The sequence below is a fragment of the Campylobacter concisus genome (assembly GCF_003049705.1).
Lineage (GTDB): Bacteria > Campylobacterota > Campylobacteria > Campylobacterales > Campylobacteraceae > Campylobacter_A > Campylobacter_A concisus_AR.
This window is the reverse complement of the sequence record NZ_PIRF01000008.1, coordinates 15694-33410: the sequence shown is the minus strand read 5'-3', so window position 1 is coordinate 33410 and position 17717 is coordinate 15694. Positions and strand designations below refer to the sequence as shown.

At 34.2% G+C, this 17717-nt stretch carries 19 protein-coding genes and 5 tRNA genes; 1 reads left to right on the top strand and 23 read right to left on the bottom strand.

The genetic code is table 11. The annotated features are described in order from the left end of the window. Positions 1–84: 84 nt before the first annotated feature. From rplL to CVT05_RS08435, 13 genes are all read right to left on the bottom strand, one after another. On the bottom strand, positions 85–465 hold the full coding sequence (rplL, locus tag CVT05_RS08495; RefSeq protein ID WP_021090592.1) for a 50S ribosomal protein L7/L12: 381 nt from the start codon (positions 463–465) through the stop codon (positions 85–87). 29 nt (positions 466–494) lie between these two features. Beyond that, positions 495–980, bottom strand: a complete 486-nt coding sequence (gene rplJ / locus CVT05_RS08490; RefSeq protein WP_021090459.1) for a 50S ribosomal protein L10 — start codon at positions 978–980, stop codon at positions 495–497. Between the two features lie 105 nt (positions 981–1085). Beyond that, complete coding sequence (rplA, locus tag CVT05_RS08485) at positions 1086–1787, bottom strand: 50S ribosomal protein L1 (RefSeq protein ID WP_084108356.1); 702 nt, start codon at positions 1785–1787, stop codon at positions 1086–1088. A 59-nt stretch (positions 1788–1846) separates the two neighbouring features. Continuing rightward, positions 1847–2272 (bottom strand): 50S ribosomal protein L11, encoded by a 426-nt coding sequence (rplK, locus tag CVT05_RS08480; RefSeq protein ID WP_107698473.1) that lies wholly within the window; start codon positions 2270–2272, stop codon positions 1847–1849. A 10-nt stretch (positions 2273–2282) separates the two neighbouring features. Next, the gene (gene nusG, locus CVT05_RS08475; RefSeq protein WP_107698472.1) at positions 2283–2813 is read right to left on the bottom strand and encodes a transcription termination/antitermination protein NusG; all 531 of its coding nucleotides are present in this window, start codon (positions 2811–2813) and stop codon (positions 2283–2285) included. Positions 2814–2827: 14 nt separating this feature from the next. Beyond that, positions 2828–3007, bottom strand: coding sequence for a preprotein translocase subunit SecE (secE, locus tag CVT05_RS08470; RefSeq protein ID WP_072594862.1), 180 nt, complete (start codon positions 3005–3007; stop codon positions 2828–2830). A 17-nt stretch (positions 3008–3024) separates the two neighbouring features. After that, positions 3025–3100 (bottom strand) — tRNA-Trp (locus CVT05_RS08465). A gap of 13 nt (positions 3101–3113) precedes the next feature. Continuing rightward, a complete protein-coding gene (rpmG, locus tag CVT05_RS08460; protein ID WP_035167196.1) occupies positions 3114–3272 on the bottom strand; it encodes a 50S ribosomal protein L33 in 159 nt (52 codons plus the stop codon). Positions 3273–3329: 57 nt separating this feature from the next. Further along, on the bottom strand, positions 3330–4529 hold the full coding sequence (gene tuf, locus CVT05_RS08455; protein ID WP_021090663.1) for an elongation factor Tu: 1200 nt from the start codon (positions 4527–4529) through the stop codon (positions 3330–3332). 74 nt (positions 4530–4603) lie between these two features. Then, positions 4604–4678: transfer RNA gene (locus tag CVT05_RS08450), tRNA-Thr, on the bottom strand. A 126-nt stretch (positions 4679–4804) separates the two neighbouring features. After that, a tRNA-Gly gene (locus CVT05_RS08445) sits at positions 4805–4881 on the bottom strand. A 7-nt stretch (positions 4882–4888) separates the two neighbouring features. After that, positions 4889–4973: transfer RNA gene (locus tag CVT05_RS08440), tRNA-Tyr, on the bottom strand. 54 nt (positions 4974–5027) lie between these two features. Then, positions 5028–5103, bottom strand: a tRNA-Thr gene (locus tag CVT05_RS08435). Between the two features lie 236 nt (positions 5104–5339). On the opposite strand from CVT05_RS08435, the gene CVT05_RS08430 reads away from it, so the two are divergent. Beyond that, entirely contained in the window at positions 5340–5588 is a 249-nt protein-coding gene (locus CVT05_RS08430; protein WP_021090800.1) for a hypothetical protein, read from the top strand. A 209-nt stretch (positions 5589–5797) separates the two neighbouring features. Here CVT05_RS08430 and CVT05_RS08425 read toward each other — a convergent pair whose 3' ends face one another. The 10 genes from CVT05_RS08425 to argF all read right to left on the bottom strand — a co-directional run bounded on the left by CVT05_RS08425 (position 5798) and on the right by argF (position 17717). Further along, positions 5798–6436 (bottom strand): response regulator transcription factor, encoded by a 639-nt coding sequence (locus CVT05_RS08425; RefSeq protein WP_107698471.1) that lies wholly within the window; start codon positions 6434–6436, stop codon positions 5798–5800. 18 nt (positions 6437–6454) lie between these two features. After that, positions 6455–6946, bottom strand: a complete 492-nt coding sequence (locus CVT05_RS08420) for a DUF5416 family protein (protein WP_107698470.1) — start codon at positions 6944–6946, stop codon at positions 6455–6457. Further along, positions 6946–8412, bottom strand: coding sequence for an HlyD family type I secretion periplasmic adaptor subunit (locus tag CVT05_RS08415; RefSeq protein ID WP_103648480.1), 1467 nt, complete (start codon positions 8410–8412; stop codon positions 6946–6948). The genes CVT05_RS08420 and CVT05_RS08415 overlap by 1 nt, the downstream gene beginning before the upstream one ends. A gap of 2 nt (positions 8413–8414) precedes the next feature. Next, positions 8415–10553, bottom strand: a complete 2139-nt coding sequence (locus tag CVT05_RS08410; RefSeq protein ID WP_107698469.1) for a type I secretion system permease/ATPase — start codon at positions 10551–10553, stop codon at positions 8415–8417. Positions 10554–10556: 3 nt separating this feature from the next. Next, entirely contained in the window at positions 10557–12506 is a 1950-nt protein-coding gene (locus CVT05_RS08405) for a LapD/MoxY N-terminal periplasmic domain-containing protein (RefSeq protein ID WP_107698468.1), read from the bottom strand. Beyond that, the gene (locus CVT05_RS08400; protein WP_054196396.1) at positions 12503–13159 is read right to left on the bottom strand and encodes a transglutaminase-like cysteine peptidase; all 657 of its coding nucleotides are present in this window, start codon (positions 13157–13159) and stop codon (positions 12503–12505) included. Before CVT05_RS08400 ends, CVT05_RS08405 begins: the two co-directional genes overlap by 4 nt. A gap of 19 nt (positions 13160–13178) precedes the next feature. Continuing rightward, positions 13179–14849, bottom strand: a complete 1671-nt coding sequence (locus tag CVT05_RS08395; RefSeq protein WP_107698467.1) for a TolC family protein — start codon at positions 14847–14849, stop codon at positions 13179–13181. A 114-nt stretch (positions 14850–14963) separates the two neighbouring features. Then, a complete protein-coding gene (gene hemN, locus CVT05_RS08390; protein WP_107698466.1) occupies positions 14964–16325 on the bottom strand; it encodes an oxygen-independent coproporphyrinogen III oxidase in 1362 nt (453 codons plus the stop codon). Next, positions 16318–16803 (bottom strand): DUF2603 domain-containing protein, encoded by a 486-nt coding sequence (locus tag CVT05_RS08385; RefSeq protein ID WP_107698465.1) that lies wholly within the window; start codon positions 16801–16803, stop codon positions 16318–16320. The genes hemN and CVT05_RS08385 overlap by 8 nt, the downstream gene beginning before the upstream one ends. Beyond that, a complete protein-coding gene (gene argF / locus CVT05_RS08380; protein ID WP_107698464.1) occupies positions 16800–17717 on the bottom strand; it encodes an ornithine carbamoyltransferase in 918 nt (305 codons plus the stop codon). The genes CVT05_RS08385 and argF overlap by 4 nt, the downstream gene beginning before the upstream one ends.

The following is a 17717-nucleotide window of genomic DNA, read 5'->3' as shown; positions in this document are numbered from 1 at the left end:
ATAGCCTTTTAACAAGGCATCTAAAATTTAAAAAAGAGAGAGCCTATGCCCTCTCTTGAAATATTAAGCTCAAATAATAAAAAATTATTTAAGTTCAACCTTAGCACCAGCTTCTTCAAGCTCTTTTTTAGCTGCCTCAGCCTCATCTTTGCTAACACCTTCTTTAAGAACAGATGGTGTTCCCTCAACTGCGTCTTTAGCTTCTTTAAGACCAAGACCAGTAAGCGCTCTAACAACTTTAATAACGTTGATTTTCTTATCACCAGAATCAACCAAGACAATGTTAAATTCTGTTTTTTCCTCTGCTGCAGCTGCTGCACCGCCTGCTGCAACAGCACCACCAGCTACCATTACAGGAGCTGCGCTAACACCAAATTTCTCTTCGAACTCTTTTACAAGTTCACTAAGCTCAAGTACAGAAAGATTAGATATAAACTCTAATACATCTTCTTTAGTAATTGCCATTTTTAATCCTTATTATTTTTTAATTTAAATTAAGCTGATTGTTCTTTTTTCTCTTTAAGCGCATTCAAACCAATTGTGAAATTTTGAATTGGCGCATTCCAAACTTGTAAAAGCATCGCAATAAGCTCATCACGGCTAGGCATTTTAGATAGAGCTTTAACTTTATCAACGCTAGCAACTTCGCCATCAATATAAGCTGTTTTTATTTTGAAAAGATCAGCATTAGACTCTTCAAATTTTGCAGCTACTTTAGTTACTGCTAATTGATCTTCGCTCCAAAGATAGATATTTGTATCTTTGAGTTCCATTCCGACTTTATCAGAATTTTTAAGAGCAATATTTGCAAGAGTATTTTTAATAACTTGAACTTTTACATTTTGTTCTTTAGCAGAATTTCTTAAAACTTCAAGCTTCTTGACCGAAAGACCACGATAGTCACAAACCACAATAGCTTCAGCAGTTTTAAATTCACTCTCTAATTTTGCAACAACTTCAGTTTTTTCGTTACGTGTCACTTTTTCTCCTTTCCGACCGGTAATTTCAAGCAGAGCGGGTCGAATCAATTAAGCCCAATGGCCTCGGCTATCTCCAATCTAAGATATAAATTTTAATTTTTAGTTTTATTTTAAGTCCATAACTTCTTGAGTATCAAGAGCTATAGATGGGCTCATTGTCAAAGACAACGAAGCATTTTTAACATATCTGCCCTTTGCGGTTGCGGGCTTATGTTTATTGATCGCTTTAATAAATGTTGAAATATTTTCATTTAATTGTTCTTTAGTAAAATTAACTTTACCAAGACCTGCATGTATATTTCCTTGCTTATCAACACGGAAATTTACTTGACCGCTTTTTGCATTGTTAACAGCTTGTGCAACATCCATTGTAACTGTGCCAGTTTTTGGGTTTGGCATTAATCCTTTTGGTCCTAAAATTCTACCGACCTTACCTACAAGACCCATTAAATTTGGAGTAGCTATAAGAACATCAAAATTCATTATGCCTTTTTGAATATCTTCGACTAAATCATCTGCACCAATAATATCAGCACCAGCTGCTTTTGCCTCATCAGCTTTAGCATCTTTAGCAATAACAGCAACTCTTACAGTTTTACCTGTACCAGCTGGTAAAACTACTGAACCACGAACCATTTGATCAGCATGTCTTGGATCAACATTTAATTTTAATGCAATCTCAACTGTTTCATTAAATTTAGCAGAAGCTAGAGTTTTGACTGTATCAATAGCCTCACTAAGGTTATAAATTTTATCTTGCTCTACTTTTTTGAGCAATTCTTGAAATCTCTTACTAGTTTTTCCCATAAATTTCTCCGCATATATATTGCTTCCGTCTTTTGCTAATCAACCTGACGGTAAAGGTTTTAGTCTATTACTTCGACACCCATTGATCGAGCTGAACCAGCAATAATTTTAGCTGCTTGCTCTTTATCATTTGTATTTAAATCAACAAGTTTTTTCTCAACTATTTCTAAAACTTGAGCTTTTGTTAGTTTGCCTACTTTATTTTTTAAAGGATTATCAGTTCCTTTTGTTATACCTGCAGCCTTTTTAATAAGATCTGTAGCAGGAGGCTGTTTTGTAACAAATGTAAAACTTTTATCAGCATAAACAGTTATAACAACTGGAATATTAAATCCAACCATGTCTTTTGTTCTTTCATTAAAGGCTTTACAAAATTCCATAATATTAACACCTTTTTGTCCAAGAGCTGGACCAACTGGTGGACTAGGATTTGCTTTTGTTGCAGCAATTTGTAATTTTATTTCACCTATAACTTTTTTAGCCATTTCTTGCTCCTTAAATTATCTTCTCAACTTGTGAATACAAAATATCAACAGGGGTACTTCTACCAAAAATAGAAACATTAAGTCTAAGTTTACCATGTATCATGTCATATTCTTCCACAATACCTGTAAAGTTAGCAAAAGGACCTTCTGTTATACGAACACTCTCACCTTCCTCAAAAAATATCTTAGGTTTTGGTGCAGCCCTTTTTTGAACTTTTTCCAAAATAGTATTTATATCTTTTTCAGATAATGGCGTAGGTTTTTTGGCCTCACCAATAAAACGTCCAACTTTTGGTAAAGACTGAATCCTGTGCCAAAGAGCCGTATCAAGATCTAAGCATGCAAAAGCATAACCTGGATAAAGAGTTCTTTCGTTGATTTTTTGCTTACCATTTTTTATTTCTATTACGTCTTCTGTAGGAACTATAATTTCTTTTAGTTGATCTTCTATTCCATGATCTTTTACTAAATTTTCAATTCCTCTTTTTACTGCCATTTCGCTTCCAGCGTAAGTCTGTATAGCATACCATTTATGTGACATTACTTTTCCTTATATCATATAACTTTAGATAGAACAAAGGACATAATAACATCGACAAGAGCTAAAAAAAGTGATACAACAGCAACTACGATAAAAACTGCAAAAAAAGCATTTCTAATTTGTTCTTTTGTAGGATAGATAACCTTCATTATTTCCAATTTAGAAAGCTTAATATAATTTATAATTTTCTCCATAACCTTAACCTTAGTCGTGGCAGGGCAAGAGGGATTCGAACCCCCAACCATTGGATTTGGAATCCAGCGCTCTACCGTTGGAGCTATTGCCCTAATAGCTTCTTAATTAACTTTTTAATTTAACTTCTTTATGTATAGTATGTTTTTTTAATCTTGGGCAATACTTTTTAAGCTCAACTTTATCTGTAGTAGTTTTACTATTTTTAGTTGTTGTATAATTTATATCACCACTTTCAGAGCATTTTAAACCAATTTTAATTCTCATATAAGTCCTTTTCAAAATATCAAAGGGAATATTCTCCCTTTGACAAATTTTTATAAATTAACCAAGTATTTTTGAAACAACACCTGAACCAACAGTCCTACCACCTTCACGGATAGCAAAACGAGTGCCTTCCTCAAGTGCTACTGGAGCAATCAATTCAACAGAAATTCTTACATTATCACCTGGCATAACCATCTCTGTTCCTTCTGGAAGCGTAATTGAACCAGTAACATCAGTTGTTCTTACATAGAATTGTGGTCTATAGTTATTAAAGAAAGGAGTATGGCGACCACCTTCTTCTTTTGTCAAGATATAGACTTCGCCTTCAAATTTTGTATGAGGGGTAATTGATTTAGGCTTGCAAAGAACCATACCACGCTCAACATCCTCTTTCTTAGTACCACGGAGAAGAACGCCAACATTATCACCAGCTTCGCCTTGATCCATCTCTTTTCTAAACATTTCAACACCAGTAACTGTTGTTGTTTGAGTTGGCTTAATACCAACAATCTCAATTGTGTCACCAACTTTTATAACACCTTTTTCGATTCTACCAGTTACAACTGTACCACGACCTGAAATCGAAAAAACATCCTCGATTGGCATAAGAAGATCTTTATCTGTTGCACGAACTGGAGTTGGAATATAGCTATCAACTGCATCCATTAATTCCATAATTTTTGCTGACCATTCGCCATCTTGACCAGCTTTTGCCTCTTCAAGGGCTTTAAGTGCTGAACCAGAAACAATAGGTGTATCATCGCCTGGGAAATTATACTCATTAAGTAATTCGCGGATTTCCATTTCAACCAATTCAAGTAACTCAGCATCATCAACCATATCAGCTTTGTTCATGAAAACAACAATGTATGGAACACCAACTTGGCGTGATAACAAAATATGCTCTCTAGTTTGTGGCATTGGGCCATCAGCTGCAGAAACAACCAGAATAGCTCCATCCATTTGCGCAGCACCTGTAATCATATTTTTTACATAGTCGGCGTGACCAGGGCAGTCAACGTGGGCATAGTGGCGTTTCTCTGTCTCGTACTCAATATGTGAAGTAGCAATTGTAATACCACGCTCTTTTTCTTCTGGAGCATTATCAATATTATCATAATCTTTTAGCTCAGCAAGTCCTTTGCGTGAAAGAACAGCAGATATTGCAGCTGTTAATGTAGTTTTACCATGATCTACGTGACCAATAGTACCTATGTTTACGTGCGGCTTGTTACGTGAAAATTTTTCTTTAGCCATCTTTTCCTCCGTATGTGATATATGTCTTTTTTCTTACCAAATTTGTATAATCATAATAAAATCATATTAACCAGTGGAGCTCATAGCGGGACTTGAACCCGCGACCTCTTCCTTACCAAGGAAGTGCTCTACCTCTGAGCCATATGAGCGAAAAACGCTTGGCAGAGATGATTCCAATTAAATAATACAAACAACTAAAAATTTTGAAAATAAAGTAAGGAATAACTGTGTTTAGTAAAATCTAGATACAGCTCCCAGTTTATTTTCCCAAATTTTGGAGCGGGAAACGGGGCTCGAACCCGCGACCCTCAGCTTGGAAGGCTGATGCTCTAGCCAACTGAGCTACTCCCGCATAACAATGGTGGTGAGACGTGGATTCGAACCACGGAAGACATAGTCAGCAGATTTACAGTCTGCCCTCGTTGGCCGCTTGAGTATCTCACCCTAAACATTAATAAACTATTTTGGTATTTTCTGGTCAAACACTGTTACAAAAAATGGAGCTGGTGAACGGACTTGAACCGCCGACCCACTGCTTACAAGGCAGTAGCTCTACCAACTGAGCTACACCAGCACCTGTTTTGTGAAGTGGCAATTATATATCAAAACAAGGTAAAAGTCAAGGGAAATTTAAAAAATTTTCATAAAAATTAAAATCATAAAATATAGCCATTTAAGAATACAAATTTTTATTACATTTAAATCCGTAATGTATTATTAAGTATTTATAAAATATGTATAATTTTTATGGTTTTATTTTTTTTAAAAGCTAAAATTTCTATAATTACAAAAAATATATAAGGATTTAATATGCAATTTTTACCTTGGGCGATAATTTTATTACTAATTTACGTAATTTATTTTTTAATGATACGTTATGAGAAAAGAATATCAACTCTTAGCAAATTAATTGAACAAAATAGTGATGGCATTAAAGAAAATAGGGATTTGATTGGACAAAATAGATCACTTATTGAAAAAAATAAACACGATATTGAAAAAAATACAAAAGACATCATAACAAATGTTGAAAAAGTAGATATCGATTTGGAAGACTAAAGTTTCTGATTTCTTATCTCGGCTATTAATAAATTTGCTAGAATTTTTTATTTAAGATTTTAGCAAATCATTTTTTATTTAAAAATTTTATATTTATTGTATTCTTCAGCTAGTAAAAGTTATGTATATATTTCTTATGGGTGCATGTATAAAAAATTTATAGTTTTTGGAGAAGGATCTTAAATTTCTCACAAAAATAAATCAAGATTTTATGCGTCAAGCTGCTTCATTAAAAGCACAAGCCCTATTCTATCTTTTACATTTAGCTTACTATAAATCGAGCTTGTATGCGCTTTGACCGTCCTTAGTGTAATACCTGTTTTTTCTGAAATTTCATTATTTGTTAGACCATGATAGATTAAATCTGCAATTTCTCTTTCCCTTGAACTAAGTTCAGAGAGGTCGGTCTTTTTGTCTACCTTTTCACTTTCACTATTAATATATGAGCCGGTTAGCTCACTAATCATTGCCTGAACAAATTCTTGGTAAAGCCATATATTTCCATTAAAAATAGCTTCAAAAGCATCTTCAAAGTGAGTCTTTCTCATGTGTGAATTTGCATAGCCTTTGATTCCAAGTGTAAGCAGATGCTTGCCTTCGTTTATCGTTGGTCTATTTGAGAGTATGAGTATTTTTATATTTGGGGAATTTCCAATTATATTTTTTATAACATCATCAATATTATCTTTAAAAACATCAATATCAATGCCTATAATATCAACATCATCATTTATATGAGAAAAAAACTCTTTTCTATTATGTATAAATTTCACATCGCTATTGCCAGTAAAATAGCTTCTCCAAATATTGTTTAATGCACTATTTTGTGTAAATAAAATAACTTGCATTACCTTTCCTTGGATTATTTATATGATTCTTTCATAAATTTTTTTATTATTTATAAAAAATTCTACGTGACGACTTTCGCCGTTTTTGCGTATCTTGTAATCTATTGATGAAAAAAATTTAGTAACTACTGAGGATTTTTCTTCTAAAAAAATAGTCATTTCAAAAAAATCTTGTGATATAGCATATTTATAAGGAGTGTTTAAATTTAAAATTCCGGAATCAAAGTCAAATTTATCCAAACTCTGGTCATAGCCTTTTATTAAAATTTTAATACTTCTTACTATATCATCGTAAATTTTTATATTTCCAAATAGTTTTTTATGTCTACTAGCAACATCTACTAATTGTAAAAATTCTATTTCACAATCACTAAATTTAAATCGTTCAATTTCATCATTAACTATATCGCAGCAATGATCATCTTTTATGAGATAGAAATTTTGTAAATCTTGAAATTTTTCGATCTCATATTCACCAAATTTCTTATCATAAAAAGCGATCTTGCCCATTACCTCTCCGTTAAGGCATTTTGTTTTGCCTTTAAAATAGGTTTTAATAAATAATCAAGTATTGTCTTTTTACCGGTAATGATATCAGCTGAGACTATCATACCAACTTTTATTCTAAGCGGTTTTTCTTCGCTACCAAGATAATTTTTCTCAGTTTCTATCCTGACCAAATAATAGCTCTCGCCAGTTTTTTCATTAGTCTCCGTATCAGCACTAATCTGCGTTACTTTACCTTTTAGGCCACCGTAAATACTAAAATCATAAGCCGTAAATTTAACCATCGTATCAAGCCCAGGCCTCAAAAATGCAACATCAGCTGGTTTTACTTTTACTTCAGCAACCAGTTTATCTTCAAGAGGAACGATCTCAGCAATATTTTCACCAGGCTTGATAACTCCTGATACTGTATGAACCATCATTTTGCTGACAATACCATTTACTGGAGATCTTACATATGTTCTTTCCACTCTATCACTTAGGCTGATTTGTGATTCATTTATCCTTGCGATCTCTGCTGAAACTTCATTTAGCTCTTTTTTTGCATTGTTTTTAAATGCGAGTTTTGCTTCTTCGATCTTATTTTTCGCTTCTTTTATAGTTGATTCAACTCTTGGTACGGCAAGAACGGCAGCATCGAGCTCACCTCTTAGATCATTTACGCGTCTTTGAAGCTGGATGTATTCAACCTCGCTAACAAGACCTTTTTTAAAGATTGGCTCCATAATGGCCTTTTCTTTTAGAACAAGGTTGTAGCTATTTTGAGTTTGAGAAATTTTATTTTTTAGTTCGACCAACTCACTCTGGCGTTGATGAATTTGCTCTGTTAAAATTCCTATCTGTTCATTTAAGTGATCGATATTTGAATTATGCAAACTTAGCTCATATCTTATGGCTTTACTATTATTCGCATCTCTAGCTTCGTCATAGTCAAATTCTTTATCATTCGCCTCAGCATCAAGTCTCATAAATTTTGCTTGAAGTTCATCAAGTCTTAGTTTTGACTCACCATAACTACTCGTAAAATTTTTATTATCTAGCCTTATTAAAATTTGATCTTTCTTAACTTCGTCACCCTCTTTTACAAAAATTTGATCGACTATACCACCTTCAAGATTTTGTATCGCTTGGTTTTTTCCAGATGGGATGATTTTACCACTGCCTCTTGTGATCTCATCTATTTGTGCCCAAGAGGCCCAAACAAGAAGCCAAAACATAGTTATAGCAACTGTATAGAGTATCTTTTTAGATGTAGATGGAGCCTTTGCCAAAACCGCTTCTGAAAGGCTTGACATAAATTTCAAATCATAAGCATCATAATTTTTTGTTTGAAGATTAGACTTTATGTCATCTACACTATTTAAAATTTTATTACTAGCTTCCTCTTGTTCTTTTATGTTATTTTCAGAAATTAATCTTTTTTCAGTTTTTGGATTTTCATTTTGTTTATTCTTGATATCTTCTTGCATGATCACTTCCCACTAAGTCTTGCTAAAACTTCATCTCTTGATCCGTCCAATAAAATTTTGCCATTATCCATAACTATAAGTCTATCAACAAGATCTAGCATCGACGTCCTATGTGTAACAAGCAGCATCGTTTTATTTGCTGTATTTGTCTTTAAATTTATTTTTAACTTATTTTCAACTGTATTATCAAGAGAATTTGTTGGCTCATCAAGCAAAATAATAGGACTATCTAGCAAAAATGCCCTAGCCACAGCTATGCTTTGACGCTGCCCACCACTTATGCCATCGCCTCTTTCAAAGACTGGCATGTCAAATCCAAGCGGATGAGCATTTACATATTCATCAACTCCACTTACTTTAGCTGCTTTTATAATCTGAATATCATCAACATATGGTGCTTTTTGAACAATATTTTCTCTAACCGTTCCTTTAAAAAGCACAACATCTTGCGGAACGTAGCCGATGTTTCGCCTAAGATCGGCTGGATCGATTTGATTAATATCAATACCATCTATTAGTACTGAGCCTTCAGTTGGTGAGTAAAGTCCTAAAATGAGCTTTTGTAAAGTAGTTTTTCCAGAGCCATTTTTGCCTATAATGCCAACTTTTTCACCTGGCTGAATAACAAAATTTATCCTATCAAGCGAACCTTTTGTGGTATCTGGATATGTAAAGCTTACATTCTTAAACTCAATCTTTCCATCAAAAGAATTTCTTCTAACAAATTTTTTGCCTTCTGGCCTTTCAACAGGCATTTGCATAATCTTACTAAGACTTTGATATGCTGTTTTTGTCTGCTCAAAATTTGCAGCAAGTGAAGCTACCTGTCCCATAGGAGCGATAGCACGAGAGCTAAGCATAACCGCAGCGATAAGACCACCCATTGTAAGATGCGTATCTTGTATCATATAGACGCCAAGAACGATGATGGCAATAGTATTTAATTGCACTAAAAAAGATGTAACAGTCGTTATCGAAGTTGTGATAATTTTTGATTTGATGCTTCTGTTTGCTATCTCACCGGTCGCTTCTTCCCAGTTCCACTGCACATGGCCGCTAGCACCAAGGGTTTTAATAGTCTCAAGACTGCTAAGACTTTCTATCAAAATTCCATTCTTCACAGCCGAAGCCTCAAATGTACTCTTAATGGCATTTTGAAGCGGATCTTTTATAAAAAATGTGTAACATAAAATGGCCATCATAATAACAATTGGCACAAGTACAATATAGCTTCCTATAAAATAAGTAACTACTAAGAAAATGATCGCAAATGGAAGATCGACAATAGCTGCCAATGAGGCTGATGAGAAGAAATTTCTAACCGTATCAAACTCTTTTAGATTACTAGCGAATGAACCAACAGATTTTGGTTTATTGCTAAATTTCATATCCATAACACGCTCAAATAAAATAGAGCTCATTATGATGTCACTCTTTTTGCCAGCAATCTCAAGAAAATATGATCTTACAAATTTTAAAAAAAGATCTATGCCATAAACTACACTTACACCAAGTGCCAAGACCCAAAGTGTCTCAACCGCATTATTTGGCACGACACGGTCATATACGTTCATCGTAAAAAGCGGACTAGCAAGAACAAATAAATTTATAATAAAACTTGCAAGAACAACATCAAAATAAATCTTTTTTGAACGTTTTAGAGTTCCCCAAAACCAGTGGTCATTGCCCGCATCAATTAGCTTTGTTGAGCTAGTATCCTCTGGAACAAACTCGCGCTTTAGATAGTATGCATAGCCTAAATATTCTTCTTTTAATTTACTTATTTCTATCGTGCTAGTACCAGTTGAAAGTTCTGGTGTTATGATATTTGCTGTCTTTTTATCTTTACTAAAAGATTGCAAGATGCAAGCTTTTTTGCCTCTAAGCATTAAAATGCAAGGTAAAACTAAAGGAGAGATTTGCTCAAGATCTTTTCTTACAAGGGTAGAAGCAAAACCAGCACGAGAAGCAGCACGAGAAAATAAAGATCTTGAGCTTTTAAGTGAAAAAAGCTCAATCTCATCGCCATCTTTTACTGGTAAGCCAATAGTTAAAGCATCAGCACTGTATGGATTATTATGAAGCTTGGTAAAAATAACCAAACATTGAAGCAGTTCATCTTTTATCTTATCACTATGCATATATCATCCAATGTTCTTAATTTCATCTATATAAATTCCTTGCATATTTTTAATGCCAAGATCAATTAGTTTTTTCTTCTGTTCTTCGCCTTCAACACCGATTGCGATCAAAATAATGTCTTTTGAGCTTAAAACAACATCAAGCGATTGTTTTGTATTTACTCCTGACTTATCACTTAAGAAGTCGATTAAGACATTTGACTGAATTTTTACATAATCAGGGTTAAATTCTTTTAGCTTCTCAATACCTTTTGCATTAAGCTCGAAGTGGTCAAAACCAAATCCAAAACCAAGTTCTTTTAATTTTTTAGTAAGCTTAACTATACTTTCTATGCTAATATCGTCTTTATTTGGAATTTCTATATAGTTTTTATATTTAGAAATTTGACTTATCTTTTTAAGCGTAGCTTCGAGTTTTGAAAAATTTTCATCTGAATTCAATATCTCTTTTCCCAAATTTATAGCTAAATTGCCACTTGGTAAGATATTCTCCGGTAAAATTCTAGCTACTCTATTTAAGATATGAAGATCAAGCATTGCACCTAAATTTAGCTCATTTACCATCGGCATGAAATATGAGGCCATACGCCATACACCATCTTTATCAACAAGCCTCAAATAAAGCTCATACTGCTCAAAATTTGAATTAAGATCAATCACCTTTTGAGCTGCGAATTTAAATTCATCTTCTTTTATTGAGTCAAAAATAAGCTCTTTATACTTCTCTTTACCAATCACTAAAGTATTTTGATTTTCATTAAATACCTTATATGTAAAGCTACCAGCAAGTCTTGAGCTAGCCAATGTAACGTCAGCTGAAGTAAGAAGTGTCTTGATATCAGTATTTGGTAAATACTCAACTATCGCAGCATTTACTGGATACTCGCTATCATTTAGTGCAAAATTTGCATAAAGCTTTTTAAACTCGTTCATAATTTCATCGCATAGAGCTAAGAAATTTGATGAATTTCTACCATACGAAAGCACAATAAAATCATTATCGTTAAGTCTTGCAACAATCGCATTTTTATCATTATGAATTGATTTTTCTTGTAAAATTTGAGCTATTTTCATTACAACACTTTGCCATTTTTCAAAGCCAAGCGTACTTTTTAAATTTATTAGATCTTTAAAACTAACAAGCAAAGCAACACCACTTGAATATTCTTCACTAGCTAGATACTCGCTAAATTTAGTTTGAAAAAATCTTCTGTTATTAGTACCACTCATTGTATCTTTATATAAAAGCTCTTGATACTTACTAAGTGTGGCCGCCTCTCTCTCAAAGATGTCTTTTACCTTGCTAACCATAGAGTTCATAGCTAGAACCATTTTTTTAAGATCAGCTGTAAATGGAATTCTTTTCTGAATAATAAATTTATTATCAAGTATGGCCTCAGCCTGATCTTGAACCTTCATAAGTGGTCTAAAAATAGCTTTTAGAGCGAAATATGCCACCACGAGAGTGACAATTACCATTAGAAGAAGAAAATTAAAAATATTTTTTGAGTTAGTATAAAGCTCATTGTAGGCAAGTGCGGTGCTGCCTTGAACATAAAGCGTACCAAATTTTGCCCAACCAGTCATAATCTCGCTATCTGCTATTGGCGCTTCGAACTTGGCTATTTTGTAAAACCACTCGGGAATATCTTTAACAACAGTTTGTTGAGAATTTTCAATAAGAACCTTGCCATCAACATCTTCAAGCTTGATAAGCTTGTATCTGCCGCTGTCAAACATAGAATTTATCATTGTTTGAGCCAAGGACATATCGTCTGGATCGATAATAGGCTTTAAAGCAAGTCCAAGCGAATTTGCTGTATGTCTTGCGTTTTCACCAAGCTGGTCATTAATATATCCATTTAGGCTCTTAAAATTTAAGTAGCCAACAGCCATAAAAATCATGATACCAAAAGTTATCACGGCGATCATAATTTGTTTAAATAGCGTCATAAATCCTCTTTTCCTATCCTATCTATTAGTTCCATCCACTTAGGATTTTGTTTTTTATTTCCACCTGGTATTGCTTGACCAAGACCTTCTTGTTTTGCCAAGTATAGCGAATCACCATTAAAACTATAAACTGGAACAAGGTCTGTTCTTTGAGTTGCGATTTTTATTTTACCATTTATGTTATCTAAAATTAATGGAATAGATTTTGGTGTATCATAGTATGCTAAAACCATATGAGCTTGATTGTATCTTAAGGCTTTAACATATGTAAAGTATAATTTTTGAGTTGGAATTCCTAGCTGCTTTAGTGTAAAATATTTTGCGATAACGTAGTCTTCGCAGTCACCAGCACCTTTTCCTATAAATTCCATTCTAGTAGCCCAATAATCCTTTTTGTGCCAAAGTTGCATATCATCAACCCATCTAAAAGAGTTAAAAAAGTCATTTACTTTTATTAATTTCTCTTGTTCAGTTGCATCTTGCAACGAAGTCATTAAAGAATTTAGAGCAGAAGCCCTTCTTCTTGCATCTTCTCCATAAATTTTAGCTACCTTTGCTATAGTTGTTGATTTTATAAAATCTCCAATAGCACTTGCTAATAATAAAAAAAGGACGCTTACAATGAGCGTCCAAAAATTTGTCTTGACCCTCATGGTCATTACTTTTACATTTTTATCTTAAATCGTTTTGAATGCTGCAAGCACCTTGAATGTATCTCTTTGCAAAACCTGGTTCAAAGCTATCTGAGATCATTCCCATGTTATCTAACAGTCTGTATTTTGCATAAGATAGTGCTGTCTCAGTTGTAGCGATCTCTTTTAACGCAGAGTTATATTCATTTTCAGCATCAAGTAAGTTTATAAGATCACGACGACCGATTCTAAACTCATCCTGATAAGCATCAAGTGTAGCTTTAGCATATTCAACGTGTTGATTTAGGTATCCCATTTTTTCTTGGTTAAGAACATAATTTTGCCATGAAAATTCCAAAGACTCTTTAAGCTCTCTTACAAGATTATCTAAAGTTTGTTGCTCTTGTTGAACAGCAAGTTGGCTTTTTTCTTTATCTAGTTTATCATTACCTTTATTGTAAAGGTTATAGTTTAGTCTTAAAAGTGCGTCAAATGTTTGTTCTTCATAATTGTCATATAAAACATTTGAATGATCATACGCACCAGATACAACAAGATCTAATTTTGGTAAGAAAGGCGCATTTTTCTCTTTTACAACTGATTCTGCCATAGCAATATTTGATTTTTGAACCAAAAGTGACGGATTGCAAAGAATTGCTTTGTTATAAACAGCCTCTTTTGTGCTAGGCAAAGGAAGGCCAAACTCAGGCATTACTAAATTTTTAGCTGCAACTTTTTTTCCATATAATTTCTCAAATGTAGAAAGTGCATCTTCATAGTTATTTTTAGCAGCTGTATAGTTTGATTGAGCTAGAGTATAGCGTGATCCAGCTTGTCTCTCTTCGGAAGCTACGCCATAACCTGATCTTGCTCTATCTTTAATTTGACTATAAATTTCCTCATGACTCTTTACATTTTCTTCTTCAATATCTAAAATTCTCTTAGTTTGAAGAACTTGCAAGTAAGCATTTGTAGCATTTAATGTAAGTCTATCTGCAGCTTGTGCTACTGAATAAGCAGCTGAATCAAGCCTTGCACTTTGAGAATTTATTCTATTTTTATCAGCGCCACCATTGTATAAATTTTCAACCAAGGTTAGAGATGTGCCAGAAATTCTTCCATCTCCTCTTCTTGTAGAAACTCCATCATCAAGGCGTTTTTTCTCATATCCCACTCTAGCAGCAGCGTCAAGTGTTGGATAATAGGCATTTTTTGCTATTTTTAGATCTTTACCAACTTGCAGATAGTTAAATTCTGTAGCTTTTAAACTTGGATTTTCATTTAAAATAGTCTTTATAACTTGATCTAAAGTCAAAACTCCATCATCAACTTGTTCTACTGGTTTTACTTCAGTTGATATAGCTTGTTCTATATTAGATTTTTTTGTTATTTGAGTATCAGCTACAGGTGCTTTTGCTCTCATTAAAGCATCCTTATAGCCTGATTCATTTTGAACTTTAACTAATAGACTATTAGCTTCATCCTCAGAGACTGGAGTTGTGTCAACATATAAAAATTTTCGTCCACCAACCTCATAGATACCTGTAGTTAGTCTGCTGTCAGAGATTTTGCTATTGACTTTATTAACAGCACTGTCGATTCTAGCCTGATTATCATCTTGTGCAAATGAAGCTAGAAAAATCCTATAAGGAACATCTTGAGCTGACAGTACAGTTGCTGCCAAAGCACTAATTGCCAATATCTTTTTCATAACTAAGATCCTTTTACCTTTTTTATTATTAAGTCTATACTTAAAATTTAATGCGAATTATACACCAAGAAATATTAAATGCATTTTAAATATCTTATGACAAAAAAATAATTTTTATATAGTTTTAGAAAAACGCCTTAAATTCTCGGGAATTTTCTTTAGATATTCATCAAAACACATTGCAATATTTCGTATTATCAGTGTTCCAGTTTCATTTATGCTGATTTTATCTGCTGTAACATTGACAAATTCACTTAAATTTTTAAGCTCCTCAAGCTCTTCCTTAAAGTGTTCAAAAAAATTTATATGGAATTCATTCTCGATGGCTTTGATATCAAGCCCAAAATTACTCATTAAGTTCATAATCACACTCTTTCTAAGCAAATCTTCATCACTTAGATAAATTCCCTTTGCATATGGCAACTTTCCACTATCGATCGCTTTTTCATACTCGCCCATATCTTTGTGATTTTGTGCATAGTGCCTTTTGCACTCACCGATACTTGTCACGCCTATACCAATAAGATCAGCGCCACCCTTTGTCGTATAACCTTGAAAATTTCTATGCAAAGTGCTATTTGCCAGAGCACCAAAAAGCTCATCATTTGGCTTTGCAAAGTGATCCATTCCTATCATTTTATAGCCATTTTTAGTTAAAAACTCAGCCGTAAATTTTAAAATTTCAAGCTTTACTTCAGGATTTGGCAATGTGGTTTCATCAAATTTACGCATTGATTTTTTTATCCAAGGTACATGAGCATAGTTAAAGACTGCAAGTCTATCAGGATCAAGTGTGAGGGCTAGTTTAAGCGTCTTTTTAAAGCTCTCTAGGCTTTGATACGGCAGGCCATAGATTAGATCCATATTGATTGATTTTATGCCCTTTTGCCTAGCCATTTTTACAGCATTTTGAGTGATCTCATAGGGCTGAATTCTATGAATTTCTTTTTGTACTTTTTCATCAAAATCTTGCACACCGTAGCTTATGCGGTTAAAACCGTGAGATATGAGCACATCAAGCTGCTCATTTGTCAAAAATCTTGGATCTATCTCGCAGCTTATCTCAGCCTCTTTTGAGAAATTTTTAAATTTAGATTTGATTAGTTTTATAATCTCATCAAGCTGTGCAGCATTATAAAATGTTGGTGTGCCGCCGCCAAAGTGCATCTGTAAGACCTCGGCATTGGTGTCCAGGTGGTGAGCTAAAATTTCAAGCTCTTTTTCTATGTATCTTATATATCTCTCTTTGCGGTCCTCTTTGCTAGTGTAAATGACGTTACAGCCGCAAAAATAACAAGCACTTCTGCAAAATGGCAAGTGCAAATATAATGAAAGCGGTCGCTTTAGATCACGGCCTTCAAGCTCTTTTATATATGCCTCATAGCTAAATTTATCACTAAACTCTGGTGCTGTCGGATAGCTAGTATATCTTGGCCCTGGCCTTGAATACTTCACATAAGCACTAAAATCAATCATCTGCCCTACTCCTTGCCATTTGAATCACCTCTTTTATGTCTACAAATAAATTTGGGTGCTCTTTTTTGATATTTTTTACTAGTTTGTCAAGATCAATATTAAATTGTCTACTTTTTTTATCGCTTGCGATCTTTTTTATCTCATCCATAGCAACCACCCAAACATCACTAAAATCAATCGGAATGTTTTGCCAGATCGTCTTTTCAAGCCTTAGATCAAAATTTTCTTTTTGCGACTCTTTTAAGGCCTCGATCAAAGCCGAAAGCGATTTTACAGAGATTACCGTGTGTAAATTTTGATTTTCATCAATGCCAAACCATGGTTCTTTTGAGTCCCAAGAGCCACTTTTTAAATTTAAAATATGCTCATTTGGATTTTTGGTTGAAACTATCTCAAAGATCGTCTTTTCAGGGCTACTCAGCCCAAGGCTATTGCCGATCTCATCTATCTCATCATATATATTTTTCTCTTTGCTCATCTTCTTCTCTCATCCAGCCAGACCATCACGCCTTTTTGGGCATGGAGTCTGTTTTCAGTCTCGCTAAAAATTTCATCTGAGTGCTTCTCAAAAACTGCTTCGCTCACCTCATAGCCTCTATAAGCTGGTAGGCAGTGCAAAAATATCGAATCTTTTTTAGCTAAGCTCATCAAATTTTCATCCACGCAGTATCCAGCAAAGTCCTTTAGCCTCTTTTCTTTCTCGGCCTCTTGCCCCATTGATACCCAAGTGTCCGTAGTAACTACATCGGCACCATTTACCGCTTCTTTTATATCATTTGTGATAAAAATTTTCGCACCTGAAATTTTTGCGTTTTCATTAGCCATCTTTAAAATTTCTGCATCCACTTCGTAGCCTTTTGGCGTGGCTACTCTTAGCTCAAGGCCAAGCTTGCTGGCTAGCATGAGCCACGAGTGAGTCATGTTGTTGCCATCGCCTACGTATGCGACCTTCTCGCCTGCACCAAATTCAAGCATGGTTAGATAGTCCGCCATGAGCTGCACTGGATGAAATTTATCACTTAGTCCGTTTATCACTGGTACGCTTGAAAATTTAGCAAATTCCTCTAGTGTCTCGTGCTTATCGACCCTTAGCATAGCCATGTCGCACATCCTGCTTATCACTCTAGCGGTGTCACGGATAGGCTCGCCGCGGCCTATTTGTATATCATTTTTGCTTAAAAATAGCGCATATCCGCCAAGCTCATGTATGCCCACATCAAAGCTCACTCTAGTTCTGGTTGAGCTTTTTTCAAATATCATCGCAAGCTTTTGGTCTTTAAGATATGGCTTAAATTCTCTAGCCTTCGCCTCTTTTTTGATCTTGCGGGCTAAATTTATCATCTGCTCGATTTCATCTTTGCTAAAGTCATTTAGCGTCAAAAAGTGCCTCAT